12 protein-coding genes are annotated in these 12,871 nt (G+C 50.1%); 3 read left to right on the plus strand and 9 right to left on the minus strand.

Annotated features, from left to right (window positions below; genetic code table 11):
* Positions 1-18: 18 nt before the first annotated feature.
* From KCG43_RS01480 to rsxA, 6 genes are read right to left on the minus strand one after another with little or no spacing between them, the layout of a single operon-like run.
* Positions 19-723 carry an electron transport complex subunit E gene (locus KCG43_RS01480; protein ID WP_192015145.1) on the minus strand — a complete coding sequence of 235 codons (705 nt, stop codon included), beginning with the start codon at positions 721-723 and terminating at the stop codon, positions 19-21.
* Between the two features lie 5 nt (positions 724-728).
* Positions 729-1,361, minus strand: coding sequence for an electron transport complex subunit RsxG (gene rsxG, locus KCG43_RS01485; protein WP_192015362.1), 633 nt, complete (start codon positions 1,359-1,361; stop codon positions 729-731).
* An 11-nt stretch (positions 1,362-1,372) separates the two neighbouring features.
* The gene (rsxD, locus tag KCG43_RS01490; protein WP_192015146.1) at positions 1,373-2,419 is read right to left on the minus strand and encodes an electron transport complex subunit RsxD; all 1,047 of its coding nucleotides are present in this window, start codon (positions 2,417-2,419) and stop codon (positions 1,373-1,375) included.
* Positions 2,419-4,758 carry an electron transport complex subunit RsxC gene (gene rsxC / locus KCG43_RS01495; RefSeq protein ID WP_218382903.1) on the minus strand — a complete coding sequence of 780 codons (2,340 nt, stop codon included), beginning with the start codon at positions 4,756-4,758 and terminating at the stop codon, positions 2,419-2,421. Before rsxC ends, rsxD begins: the two co-directional genes overlap by 1 nt.
* 5 nt (positions 4,759-4,763) lie before the next feature.
* A complete protein-coding gene (rsxB, locus tag KCG43_RS01500) occupies positions 4,764-5,348 on the minus strand; it encodes an electron transport complex subunit RsxB (RefSeq protein WP_027252797.1) in 585 nt (194 codons plus the stop codon).
* 2 nt (positions 5,349-5,350) lie between these two features.
* Positions 5,351-5,932, minus strand: coding sequence for an electron transport complex subunit RsxA (rsxA, locus tag KCG43_RS01505; RefSeq protein ID WP_120511351.1), 582 nt, complete (start codon positions 5,930-5,932; stop codon positions 5,351-5,353).
* A gap of 664 nt (positions 5,933-6,596) precedes the next feature.
* Here rsxA and uvrB point away from each other — a divergent pair.
* The 3 genes from uvrB (at position 6,597) to KCG43_RS01520 (ending at position 10,813) form a co-directional block, all read left to right on the plus strand.
* On the plus strand, positions 6,597-8,618 hold the full coding sequence (gene uvrB / locus KCG43_RS01510; RefSeq protein WP_192015148.1) for an excinuclease ABC subunit UvrB: 2,022 nt from the start codon (positions 6,597-6,599) through the stop codon (positions 8,616-8,618).
* A 383-nt stretch (positions 8,619-9,001) separates the two neighbouring features.
* Complete coding sequence (luxO, locus tag KCG43_RS01515; protein ID WP_255557816.1) at positions 9,002-10,453, plus strand: quorum-sensing sigma-54 dependent transcriptional regulator LuxO; 1,452 nt, start codon at positions 9,002-9,004, stop codon at positions 10,451-10,453.
* Positions 10,454-10,813, plus strand: a complete 360-nt coding sequence (locus KCG43_RS01520; RefSeq protein WP_192015149.1) for an Hpt domain-containing protein — start codon at positions 10,454-10,456, stop codon at positions 10,811-10,813.
* Here the strand turns inward: KCG43_RS01520 and yvcK are convergent.
* The 3 genes from yvcK to KCG43_RS01535 form a co-directional block, all read right to left on the minus strand.
* Positions 10,775-11,674, minus strand: a complete 900-nt coding sequence (gene yvcK / locus KCG43_RS01525; protein WP_218382904.1) for a uridine diphosphate-N-acetylglucosamine-binding protein YvcK — start codon at positions 11,672-11,674, stop codon at positions 10,775-10,777. The two genes, KCG43_RS01520 and yvcK, sit on opposite strands and share 39 nt — an antisense overlap.
* A 141-nt stretch (positions 11,675-11,815) precedes the next feature.
* Complete coding sequence (locus KCG43_RS01530) at positions 11,816-12,391, minus strand: LON peptidase substrate-binding domain-containing protein (protein WP_027252791.1); 576 nt, start codon at positions 12,389-12,391, stop codon at positions 11,816-11,818.
* Between the two features lie 206 nt (positions 12,392-12,597).
* Positions 12,598-12,825 (minus strand): hypothetical protein, encoded by a 228-nt coding sequence (locus tag KCG43_RS01535; protein WP_027252790.1) that lies wholly within the window; start codon positions 12,823-12,825, stop codon positions 12,598-12,600.
* Positions 12,826-12,871: the final 46 nt, after the last annotated feature.

The raw sequence follows: 12,871 nt of genomic DNA on the forward strand, positions 1-12,871 counted from the left end.
ATGAAAGGCTCGTAAAAATCAGTTCGCAGAGGTAATACGAACCCGCTCGATCTCGGGTTTTTTCTCTGCGCTCTGTGTTCTCTCTGCCTGCTTTTTGTCAATAATGTTCTTTAGGGCAATCAGGAAGCCGACACCAATAAAGGCGCCCGGTGGCAGCATCGCCAGCAGGAAATTGTTCTCTGTGCTGAAGACTTCTATCCGCAGCACCGACGCCCAGTCACCCAGCAGCCGGTCGGCCCCGTCAAACAAGGTGCCGTTGCCTAGAATCTCACGTCCTGCACCCAACACCACCAGTACAGATGTCATGCCCAGCCCCATCCAGAGCCCGTCAATCACGGCTGGCATAGGTGCATTTTTTGAGGCAAATGATTCGGCGCGACCAATGATGATGCAGTTGGTCACTATCAGAGGGATAAAGATCCCCAGGGACAAAAACAGACCGTATGTGTAAGCGTTCATCAGCAACTGGACACAGGTGACCAGCGCCGCAATGATCATCACAAAGATCGGAATGCGGACTTCGTTTGGCACCCACTCCCGAATGAGAGACACAATCAGGTTAGAACCCACTAACACCAGAGTAGTGGCAATGCCCAGTCCAAGGGCGTTGGTGACCGTGGCTGAGACTGCCAGCAGCGGGCATAATCCCAGTAGCTGCACGATAGCCGGGTTGTTGTGCCACAGCCCGTTAGCCATCAGTTCGTTATTTGGCGTTGAACTCATTTTGCTCAGGCTCCTTCGCAGTTAGCCGGTTGAGTAAACAGCGTATCCTGATGCTGGTTAAAATACAGCGACACTCGCTTAACGGCATTCACCACGGCGCGCGGGGTAATAGTGGCGCCGGTAAACTGATCGAAGTCACCGCCGTCTTTACGTACAGCCCAGGCAGCGTCTTTCTCACCGTTAAGTTTGCGTCCGGTAAAGCTGTAAATCCAGTCAGTGATCCGAGTGTCAATTTTATCGCCCAGTCCCGGTGTTTCCTGGTGCGCCAGTACGCGTACCCCGGTGACTGTACCTGTCATATCCAGCCCGACAATCACCTTAATGGCACCGCTATAACCATCCGGCGCGATGGCTTCAATGGCAACACCATTCGGTTGACCGTCTTTGGTCGCCAGATAGGCTGGCATCGGCTCGCTGGTGCCAAGGTACGCCGGATCGCTGATCAGAATACAGCTCTTGTAGAGCTCGTTGTCATGATTCTCTTTCGGGATTACCTGGTTGAGCACCTGCAGCAGTTGCTTTTGTTCCTGCTCTTGGATACGCGACGCGGTGACCTGATGCGTCAGGGCGACCAGGGCAGTGGCAAGCAAAGCTGAAATAGCCAGAATACCACCGTTTTTTTTCATGTTTTTCAGTATCATGGGCGCTCCTAGGAATGACCGTAAGTCCGCGGACGGGTGTAGTAATCGATCAGCGGAACACACATATTGGCCAAGAGTACGCTAAAGGCAATGCCATCCGGGAAACCACCAAAAGTGCGGATCAGGTAGGTCAGAATACCAATCATGGCACCGAAAATAAGGCGTCCGCGCAGGGTGGTGGATGCGGAAACGGGATCCGTGGCTATGAAAAAGGCCCCTAACATAGTCGCCCCTGAAAACAGGTGAATCAAGGGAGACGCCGCACCATCCGGACTGATTATGTACCCCAGAAAGCTGATCACGAAAAGAGCCGAAAGCATGGCGACCGGAATCTGCCATTGAATAATCCGTAGCTTCAGCAGTACTAAACCGCCGAGAAAGAAACCCAGATTGACCCAGGTCCAACCGATTCCCGCCAGCGCACCAAAGACCGGGCTTTCCATTGCTTCTGATGCGGTAAAGCCCGCTTTCATTGATGTTTTAAGGGTATCCAGCGGCGTGGCCATAGTCACGCCGTCAATACCGTTACGCAGCTGGTGGACACTGAAGCCATCTGCAGTAAATCCGGTAAAGATCACATGCAGGCTTTCCATCAGAGTCACCGGATGATCACTGATTGAAGCCGGCGGCAGCCAGGATGTCATAGGAACCGGGAAGGAGATCAACAGCACCACATAAGCGACCATGGCCGGATTAAACAGGTTCTGCCCCAGTCCACCGTACAGGTGTTTGGCAACTATGATGGCAAAGAAAATACCAATAACGGCTATCCACCACGGTGCCAGAGGCGGTATGGACAGACCCAGCAGAATCCCGGTCAATAACGCGCTGTTGTCCCGAACCTGACGAAGAGGGCGTTTACGTATTGTCAGGACAAGGCATTCAGCCAGTACAGCCAGCGATCCTGCGAATAAAACCTGAAAGACAACACCCCATCCGAAAAAATACCACTGAGCGGCAAATCCAAGGCCGCAGCAGAGAATGACATTTCGCATGATGTCATTGGTGCTGCGACGGCTGTGTGCATGGGGAGAACTGGCAATATTAAAAGCCACTACTTGTTTTCCTCGTTGGGTTTGTTGTTGTTATCCGCACTCTTCTCAGCGGCTTCTTTCTCAGCCGCTTGCGCCGCTTTACGGGCTTTGGCGCGGGCAATGGCTGCTGCAACCGCCGCTTTTTTCGGATCGGCCTGAGCGTCAGTTGTTGCCTGCTCGTCTGGCGCGGCTTCAGCCGGTTTATCAGCCTGCGATTCTGCTGCCTGGGCCGCTTTACGGGCTTTGGCGCGGGCAATGGCTGCTGCAACCGCGGCTTTTTTCGGATCGGCCTGAGTGTCTGCTGTTGCCTGCTCGTCTGGCGCAGCTTCAGTCGGTTTATCAGCCTGCGATTCTGCTGCCTGGGCCGCTTTACGGGCTTTGGCGCGGGCAATGGCTGCTGCAACCGCGGCTTTTTTCGGATCGGCCTGAGCGTCAGTTATTGCCTGCTCGTCTGCTACTGCATCAGCCGGTTTATCAGTTTGTGGTTCAGCCTGCGATTCAGCCGCTTGCGCCGTTTTACGGGCTTTAGCGCGGGCAATGGCGGCCGCGACCGCCGCTTTTTTCGGGTCGCCCTCTGACGGCCTGGCTGCTTCTGCTTCAGGCGCGGCTACCGGCGCATCAGCTTCAGCCGCGGCTTTGGCCGCTTTCTGTTCCCGGGCCTGCCGTTTACGCTCTTCGCGCAGTTTTGCCATTTCACTGTTGTCTGGCAGGGCCGTGTCACCCGGTGCAGCTGATTGTGCTTTTGCCTGCGCTTCAGCCTGCTTGGCTTTGGCTTTGGCAATCGCGGCGGCCACGGCAGGTTTCACCTCAGTACCGGCATCCGCTTCTTTTTTCGCTTTTACCCGAGCAATCGCAGCGGCCACGGCATCATCGCCTCCTTTGGCTGCCATGTCTTTACGGCGTTGCTCAGCCGCTTTCTGGAAGCGTTGCTCACGTTCTTCTTTTTCCCGTTCCATCCGGGCGTTTTTGGCCTCGAAGCGCTGCTTGGCACGCTCGGCACTTAATGCATCCTGTTTCCTGTGGCGGATTTCCGCTTTGGCCTGGCGGTAATAGTGAACAAGAGGAATTTCGCTGGGGCAAACATAGGCGCAAGCCCCGCATTCTATGCAGTCGAACAGATTATATTCTTCACATTTGTCATAATCGCCGTCTTTGGCATACCACTGTAATTGCTGGGGTAACAGGGAAACCGGGCAAGCTTCTGCACAGGCAGTACAACGGATACAGGACATTTCATCGCCCGGCGCACTGAGCTCTTTGCGACTTGGCGCAAGTATGCAGTTAGCCGTTTTGGTGATGGGGACTTCAGTATGCGGTAAGGTAAAGCCCATCATAGGGCCGCCCATAATTACGCGAGGCTGTTTTTTGTCGATTTTATAGCCATAGCGATTGAGCAATGCCTGCACAGGAGTGCCAAGTAAAGCCCAGGTATTACAGGGAGTACTGACGGTCTGGCCCGTTATCGTCACCACACGCTGAATAAGCGGTTCGCCGTCAATGACGGCTTTCTTTATCGCGTGCGCCGTGCCGATATTTTGCATCATAATGCCAATATCCGCCGGGATCCCCTGAGTTGGGACTTCTCTTCCGGTCAGAATTTTGATCAGCTGTTTTTCACCACCCGACGGGTATTTGGTCGGGATCACTCGGATTAGTATACTGTCTTGCTCTTTTACCGACTGAGTCAGTGCTGCAATCGCTTCCGGCTTATTATCTTCAATCCCGATGACGGTCATTTTGGGTTTGAGGATATAACTGATGATGCGGATACCTTCCACAATCTCATCGGCATAATCCTGCATGAGACGGTCATCGGCTGTAATATAAGGCTCACATTCCGCGGCGTTAATGATCAACAGATCCGTTTTACCTGACGCGCTTTGCAGCTTGCGCGCGGTAGGAAAGCCAGCGCCGCCCATACCGGAAATACCACAGCTGCGGATATGCTCAATCAGATCAGCCGGTTCGCTTTCAAGGTAGTTGGTAATGGTGTTTTTAGTGCCCCAACTGTCTTTTCCATCGGGTTTGAGGATGATGCAGCGATCAGATAAGCCGGAAGGGTGGGCTATGGTTCTTGCCTCAATGGCAGCAATGACACCCGATGTTGGTGCATGTACCGGTACGCTCAGAGCGACATCGGTATGCGTCAGCGCCTGGCCTTTCAGCACCTTATCACCCACAGCAACAGACAGACTACCGACTGCGCCCAGGTGTTGCTTAAGCGGAATGACCAGCTCATCCGGTAAAAAGGCTGCTGAAACCGGGCTTTGGTTTGAGAGTTTTTTTTGTTCTGGCGGATGGATACCACCCGGAAAATCCCAAAGCTTTCCTAATTTGAGTTGTTCAATAATAGACAGCATGACGGTTATTCTACCTTATTACCGTGGTGCTCAGTGGCAGGAAGATTGACCACGGGTATTTGATCCAGATTCCAGCGCCAGCTTTCAGGCGTAGATTCAACCGGGATCATCTCAATGCAATCCGTCGGGCAGGGGGCAACGCAGAGATCACAGCCAGTACATTCATCTTTGATAACGGTATGCAGGGCTTTTGTTGCACCTGCGATAGCATCAACCGGACAGGCCTGGATACACTTGGTACAGCCGATACACATGTCCTCATGAATAAAGGCCACCTTTTTAATGCTTTTTTCTGCGTCATGGGCTGAATCTTTGACTTCAACACCCATTAAATCGGCCAGCTTTTCTATGGTCGCCTGTCCACCCGGAGGGCACTTGTTGATTTCATCGCCATTGGCTATCGCCTCGGCATAAGGACGACAGCCCGGATAGCCGCACTGACCACATTGGGTCTGTGGCAGGATGGCATCGATTTGTTCAACAACTGGATCCGATTCAACTTTGAAGCGAACAGCGGCAAAGCCCAGGATCAGGCCAAAAATCGCAGCAAGGACAGCGATAGCTATAATGGCAATTAAGATTCCGCTCATAATTACAGTTTAACCAGTCCGGTGAAGCCCATAAAGGCGAGCGACATCAGCCCCGCCGTTATCATAGCAATGGATGCGCCTTTAAATGGTGAGGGGACATCGGCAGCCGCGATACGTTCACGCATGGCAGCAAAGAGCACGAGCACCAGAGAAAAACCGACAGCGGCGCCAAATCCGTACACCACGGATTCAATGAAATTATGACGTTCATTGATATTGAGCAGAGCAACACCCAGCACGGCACAGTTGGTCGTGATTAAGGGCAGAAAAATGCCCAGTAACCGATACAGTGTCGGACTGGTTTTGTGTACCACCATTTCTGTGAACTGAACGACGACCGCAATCACAAGAATAAAGCTGAGTGTGCGCAGGTACTGAATGCCTAAAGGCTGCAAAATGTAAGCTTCGACCAAATACGCACTCACAGAGGCGAGTGTGAGAACAAACGTCGTGGCGAGCCCCATACCAATGGCGGTTTCCAGTTTTTTAGACACCCCCATAAACGGGCAGAGTCCCAGAAATTTGACCAAAACGAAGTTGTTGACCAGTACGGTGCCGATCAGAAGTAACAGGTATTCCGTCATACCAACTTTTTTATGCTTGCCAGTGAGCGGTACATTATCTGCCTTTGTGACGGCTATAACAACTCCTCAGCCAAAGGGTTTTTCAAGTTTGTTGTTCTTTTAGCCGAATTGAGGCGTAAATCGCTCCCAAATAGTCTCGCGTCAGAACAGGAAAAAATGACTTGATCTTTGCTAAACCAGAAGAGACAAGGGGTTGGGCTACTTATCCACGGAAACTGTGGATAACTGTGTTGATTGTGGTCGGGTAAACGGCAAACCGGAGCTCTTCCTTTCTGAGTAATCTATTTGTAATCGATATCATAGTGAGCAGATAAGCTGCTGTTTCAGAGGAGCAAGAAAGAAAACGATAAAGCTGAAAAAATCAAATTAGATTTTTAGCTCTACATCAGATTTCATAATCAGGAGACTGTGAATGAAAAAATGCTGTTTGAGGATAAGCTGTGGATGGTGATCTATTCGCAGTGCGTATAATTTAGCTGGAAATTTGACATCAACTATCACTTTTTTGACAGTGATCAGTCAGCAGGGAGGTCACTGAGGCGCATGATGTTACGTCGACATTTTGTCTGGGTCAATAGCTGATTTCACCTTTCTTGGTTGACAAGTATATCGGTGGCCTCACAATGGAATCAGATCCTATTACCTGAACTTTTCGGATGGTGTCATGAGTAAATCCTTCAATCTGGCTTCTGCATTTGCCCCGGCCGGGGATCAGCCGACAGCCATACAACAGTTATTGGAAGGTCTGGATTCCGGTCTGGCACACCAAACCCTGCTGGGTGTCACTGGCTCAGGGAAAACATTTACTATGGCAAATGTCATTGCCAGCGCCGACAGGCCGACTCTGATACTTGCACCTAATAAGACTTTGGCGGCGCAGCTTTACGGGGAAATGAAAGAGTTCTTTCCTGATAATGCGGTTGAGTATTTTGTCTCTTACTACGATTATTACCAGCCAGAGGCATATGTTCCTTCTACGGACACCTTCATAGAAAAAGATTCTTCTGTGAATGCGCATATCGAACAGATGCGTTTATCCGCTACGAAAGCGTTAATGGAGCGCCGGGATGTGGTGATTATTGCCTCTGTATCGGCTATCTATGGTTTGGGCGATCCAGACTCTTATCTGAAAATGATGTTGCATGTGCGGCGTGGCGACATGCTGGATCAGCGAGATATTCTGCGACGGTTGGCGGAACTGCAGTATACACGCAATGATCTTGCCTTTGAGCGTGGCAACTTTAGGGTAAGAGGCGAGGTGATCGATATCTTTCCTGCTGAATCCGATCATGACGCGATTCGTATTGAGCTGTTTGATGATGAAGTGGATTGCATCAGCCGGTTTGACCCGCTGACCGGCGCGATCATTCAAAAAGATATGCCGCGGGCGACTATCTATCCTAAGACCCACTATGTTACGCCTCGCGAACGTATCCTTGAGGCGGTTGAAAAAATCAAAGTCGATCTGGCTATTCGTCGTCAGCAGCTTATTGACAATAATAAGCTGGTGGAAGAGCAGCGAATTGCTCAGCGCACGCAGTTTGATCTGGAGATGATGCATGAGCTTGGCTTTTGCTCTGGTATCGAAAACTATTCACGCTATCTCAGCGGCCGTGCCGAAGGCGAGCCGCCGCCAACGCTTTTTGATTATCTGCCGCCTGACGGCTTACTGATTATTGATGAGTCGCACGTGACTGTCTCCCAGATCGGCGCTATGTACAGAGGAGACCGTTCCCGTAAGGAAAATCTTGTTGAGTACGGTTTCCGCCTTCCTTCCGCCCTTGATAACCGGCCTTTGAAGTTTGAAGAGTTCGAGTCTTTGGCGCCTCAGACGATTTATGTCTCTGCCACGCCCGGCGATTATGAAAAAAATAAATCCGGTAATGATATTGCGGAGCAGGTTGTCCGTCCGACAGGATTGTTGGACCCAATCATTGAAGTCAGACCGGTTTCTACGCAGGTTGACGATTTGTTGTCGGAAATCCGGCTCCGTGCAGCGATCAATGAGCGGGTGCTGGTGACCACCCTGACCAAACGTATGGCCGAGGATCTTACTGAATACCTGGATGAGCATGGCGTCAGGGTCAGATACCTGCATTCAGACATAGATACTGTCGAAAGGGTCGAGATCATTCGTGATTTACGCTTGGGTGAATTTGATGTGCTGGTCGGGATTAACCTGCTGCGAGAAGGTCTGGATATGCCGGAAGTGTCTTTGGTGGCCATTCTGGATGCCGATAAAGAAGGTTTTCTGCGCTCTGAGCGTTCACTGATTCAGACCATTGGCCGGGCTGCACGCAACCTGTCGGGTAAAGCCATTCTTTATGCCGACCGCATCACGGGGTCAATGCAGCGTGCAATGTCTGAAACCGAACGGCGCCGGGAAAAGCAGGATGCGTATAACAGGGAAAGAGGTATCGAACCTAAGGCTCTGAATAAGCAAGTTGCGGATATCATGGAACTGGGTAAAGGACGTACACGCCGAGCCAGTAAAGCGGAGCAGTTACATAAAGTGGCGGAACGCCGGGGTAGCTATAACCTGATGTCTCCGCAGGAACTGGAAACTGAGATCCAGAAACTGGAAGCGCAAATGTATGATATGGCACAGGAACTGGAATTTGAGAAAGCGGCACAGCTACGTGATCAAATTCATTCGCTTCGCGAGCAGTTCATCGCTAACAGCTGAAAGGGCCTCCCAGTCTGAGGGTGGCTTCCTGCGACCCTTCCACTGAAACGCAGCCAAAAAAAAGCCAACCGTAAATCGTTCGGTTGGCATCATTGTTTAAGTGAAATATTCCACAAACAACGTCAGTTGGCTAGGTTGACTCTATCAGAGTCGGTTATATTAATGCAGCAAGCGTGCCAACTTTTTAAAGTGCCTCGGAAAGTGATTATTTGGGATTTCTGGTCACCATGTCTGCACAAAAAAGTTATACTAGAGATAGTTTTTTGCATTTTGCAAACCGATTTGCAATGCGAAATGGTAAATGGCCGATAATACAAAAGTCAGCAGGCAGTAATTTTTTCCAGTGATTACAATTAGATCAGGGAAACTGCGTCGGAGGATAAATGGATAACAAGCTGAAAGCACGACAAGTACTGATGGTAGAAGATACTGCATCAGTTGCGGCCTTGTATAAATCCTACCTTAATCCGTTAGGGTTAGACGTCAAAATAGTCGGTACCGGTGCGGAAGCTCTGGCAGCAATGAAAGACTCGGTGCCTGAGCTGGTACTGTTAGATTTACGATTACCTGACATGACAGGCATGACGGTGCTTGAGCAGGTACGTAAGCATCACCCTAAGTTGCCCGTGGTGATCATGACGGCCCATGGCTCCATTGATGTGGCCGTGGAAGCGATGCGTTATGGCGCTAAAGATTTCCTGATCAAACCCTGCGAAGCGGATCGGCTGCGCATCACGGTGAACAATGCCCTGAAAAATGACAAAAACGACAATAAAGCAATGTCAGTCACTCAGGGCGCACAATATCAAGGGTTTATCGGGACCAGTCTGCCAATGCAGGCGGTGTATCGCGTTATAGAATCCGCAGCATCGAGTAAAGCGACGGTATTTATAACCGGTGAGAGTGGCACAGGCAAAGAAGTGTGTGCTGAAGCCGTTCATGCCGCGAGTCCGCGCGCCAATTGCCCGTTTGTTGCACTGAACTGTGCGGCTATACCCAAAGAACTGATTGAAAGTGAATTGTTCGGCCATGTAAAAGGCGCGTTTACCGGTGCGCTGACAGAAAGACAAGGCGCTGTTGAGCTGGCCAACAAAGGCACCTTGTTTTTGGACGAGCTTTGCGAAATGGATTTGGAATTGCAAAGCAAATTGCTACGGTTTATTCAGACTGGCACGTTTCAGAAGGTGGGTTCTTCCGTAACCAGCTCGGTTGATGTTCGTTTTGTTTGCGCCACCAACCGCAATCCCTGGGAAGAAGTTAAACAAGGGCGGTTTCGTGAAGACCTGTATTACCGCCTGCATGTTATTCCTATCAGTTTGCCGCCGCTTCGTGATCGCAGCGACGATGTTATTGAAATTGCTCATGCTTTGCTGGGGCATATCTCGGTGGAAGAAGGGAAGCGCTTTAGCCGTTTTTCACCAGATGTAATTGAACGCTTCCGTCAGCACACCTGGCCCGGGAATGTGCGTGAGTTGCAAAACGTTATCCGCAACATTGTTGTGCTCAATGATGGCGAAGAAGTACTCGTTCAGATGCTCCCTCCATCCCTCAGGCAAGTTTCTGGCGTTGAAATTGCATCAGTTAGTGCTGTGTCCACATCATCTTTACCGGAACCTGGAACGGTTATCCACAGTTTGGATAGTTTGTCCGTTGCGAGTCCCAGTCAGATTGAACCATTGTGGAAGGTAGAGAAGCGAACAATACAGTCAGCAATCGCAGCCTGTGACGGGAATATCCCCAGAGCTGCCGGTTTACTGGAAGTCAGCCCATCTACTATCTATAGAAAATTACAGGCTTGGCAAGAGGCCGAGAGTAGTCAAAGGGAGAAAGAATAAATGACTGCCATTATTAATGAAGCAACATTAAAACGCTTGGCTGTTGAAGTTGGCCAGGAAACTGTTGCACTCTTGCTTGAAGTTTTCAGCGGCGAGTTAGAGCAATATTTACAGCAATTAACTGAGCAGCCCAGCGTGATGCAAATCCGGGAGATTAGTCATGCGATAAAAAGCAGCGCCGCCAGTTTTGGGGCTGATGAATTAGCCCAAATGGCTCAGGAGTGCGAATCGAGAGTTAAGCAGGGACAAGAGTCCTGGGTCAACGATCACTTACCAGAGCTGCAACAGTTAGTGGGCGACATGGCGCAACAGTACCGGCATTTAGCGTCGGATCAGGAGGCTTTCAACCGCATTTTTTAGCTTCTGCCGGTCATGGCGCCATTCATGGTTGCGGGAGGCAAACTCCCCAACCACCTGGTCATAGCTTTCGTTCAGCTCTGGCCTGTGTTTGTCCGATAAAACACCGTCAATTTTTCTTCCCCCCATCGCCCTTTCGCACCAGTACAACATAGTTTCCAGTGACATACTGCCTGCCGGCCCTTTTTCTTTATCGAGATTGGCTATGAAATAAACGGGTGCATTACAGATTTTCAGTTCATAGGCGAGGTCATTTAACAGCAGTGGCGGCATGATACTGGTCAGAAAACTACCCGGTCCAAGCAAGACAAGATCCGCTTCTTTTATTGCTATTAACGCTTCTTTAGTCGCGGGCACGGAAGGCTCGATAAACAGGCGCTTCGGGATTTGTTGCAGCTCATCAATACTGGTTTCACCGCTAATGATATTGCCGTCGGGTAACCAGGCTGCCAAATCCGTCGGATGTTCTGACATCGGGAGGATCTGAGTCTCCACGTGCAGGATTTCCCGGATCAGGTTAATGGCTTCAAGTGGACGAATACATAAGTTGTCTAAAGCAGTCAGAATGAGATTGCCAAGATTATGTCCGTTCAGATCGCCATTACCTCTGAATCTGTATTCAAATAACATTGAGCCAATAGACGGTTCAGTGATTAACTGATTGATACAGTTTCTGGTATCTCCCCAGGCAATGCCGCCCATGGATGCCCTGATGCGCCCGGTAGAGCCGCCATTGTCAGTGGTCGCCACTATGCCTGTGACATGAGAACCAAAGCAGGAAAGGGAAGACAGAATTCGCCCCAGGCCGTGACCACCGCCGATAGCGACAATTCTGGCAGAGGTTGGAGATACATGGCTGCTCATAGGTTAAGGAATGCTCGTTATTGAATAGTGTGCTGAATGGAAAGTGTACCCAAGGGCGGGCGAGTGGGAAAGTGGCATTCCGCTGCAGTGGAATAAAATGTGCAGCCCGCACTGATTTCAGTGCGGGCTGGCGAACAATGATCAGTGGTTTTGCTGCATGATGCTCTGAAGATAGTCGTATGTATTCAGGCAATTTGGCGCTGTCAGTAAGGCCTGTTTCTGAAATGCCGGCAGTGGCAGTAATTCAAGCCAGCGCTGGCATAACCAACTGAGATTATTCAGGTATTTCGTCTGATGCAGCTTGTCCAACTCAGGGTGATTGTTAAACATTACCTGAAGTTTTTCAGCCAGTGGTTGCTGATCATCGCGCAGTGTCATATCAGGCCACTGGGGAATGTCTTCAGGATCAGCATAAAACACGCCATTGTCAGCTTGATTTAGCGATTTTATCCGGAAATTACTGTGTCCGTATAAGGTCGCGATCAAAGCGCCATCCTGACTTGAAATGTCAAAATCTTCGACAGTCACTCGCGTACCTATGTAACAAAAATGCTGACCATGTTCGTCCTCATCGAACATGCAGATGCCGAAGCCATTGTCAGATGCCAGGGCAACTTTGAATGTCTCCATCTGGCTGCCCGGCGGGATACGCACTGGGATCCGACCGCCTGGCAGGATGTGACGCTGTTGAAATATCAGTGGGATCATGTCACTCATTGTCGGCTCCAATTTTTTCATTTTAGTTGGTCTTTGGTCTCATCGACGTTGCTTAACATACCTACTGCAAATTGGATGCCGGATTTTCATATGCAGTATAGCTCTGTCATAAATTTGCCATCGTTTTGAAATGCAAATCGCTTTGCAAATTGCAAATATCCCTCTGCAAATTGCATGAACAGGTAGCATAACTGTTTGCGGCGATCCTACTTATGATTAGCGATGATTTTCATTGCAGCATCACTGGGTAACAGTTCTAAATGATTTTGCTCGTCAAAATACCAGCCCTTGATTAACCCTTTGCTTCTCATATCGGTAAAGCTGTCTATGACCTGCTTGGCCTGACTGCGGGCAAGATGGGCATCAATCCCTTCTTCCCGTTGTAGATACAAAGCAATGTCTTCAACGGTTGCAGATTCTACAATGTCCGACATAACCCCTCCCTGCCTACATCCGCTCAGATAAAAGAGACTACTCCTT

The organism is Photobacterium sp. WH24, assembly GCF_019204055.1.
Lineage (GTDB): Bacteria > Pseudomonadota > Gammaproteobacteria > Enterobacterales > Vibrionaceae > Photobacterium > Photobacterium arenosum.

Bases quoted from the DNA above. Each gene is read 5' to 3' on its own strand.
- KCG43_RS01480 (WP_192015145.1), bottom strand. From the start codon at position 723: ATGAGTTCAACGCCAAATAACGAACTGATGGCTAACGGGCTGTGGCAC.
- rsxC (WP_218382903.1), bottom strand. From the start codon at position 4,758: ATGCTGTCTATTATTGAACAACTCAAATTAGGAAAGCTTTGGGATTTT.
- rsxB (WP_027252797.1), bottom strand. From the start codon at position 5,348: ATGAGCGGAATCTTAATTGCCATTATAGCTATCGCTGTCCTTGCTGCG.
- rsxA (WP_120511351.1), bottom strand. From the start codon at position 5,932: ATGACGGAATACCTGTTACTTCTGATCGGCACCGTACTGGTCAACAAC.
- uvrB (WP_192015148.1), top strand. From the start codon at position 6,597: ATGAGTAAATCCTTCAATCTGGCTTCTGCATTTGCCCCGGCCGGGGAT.
- luxO (WP_255557816.1), top strand. From the start codon at position 9,002: ATGGATAACAAGCTGAAAGCACGACAAGTACTGATGGTAGAAGATACT.
- KCG43_RS01520 (WP_192015149.1), top strand. From the start codon at position 10,454: ATGACTGCCATTATTAATGAAGCAACATTAAAACGCTTGGCTGTTGAA.
- yvcK (WP_218382904.1), bottom strand. From the start codon at position 11,674: ATGAGCAGCCATGTATCTCCAACCTCTGCCAGAATTGTCGCTATCGGC.
- KCG43_RS01530 (WP_027252791.1), bottom strand. From the start codon at position 12,391: ATGAGTGACATGATCCCACTGATATTTCAACAGCGTCACATCCTGCCA.
- KCG43_RS01535 (WP_027252790.1), bottom strand. From the start codon at position 12,825: ATGTCGGACATTGTAGAATCTGCAACCGTTGAAGACATTGCTTTGTAT.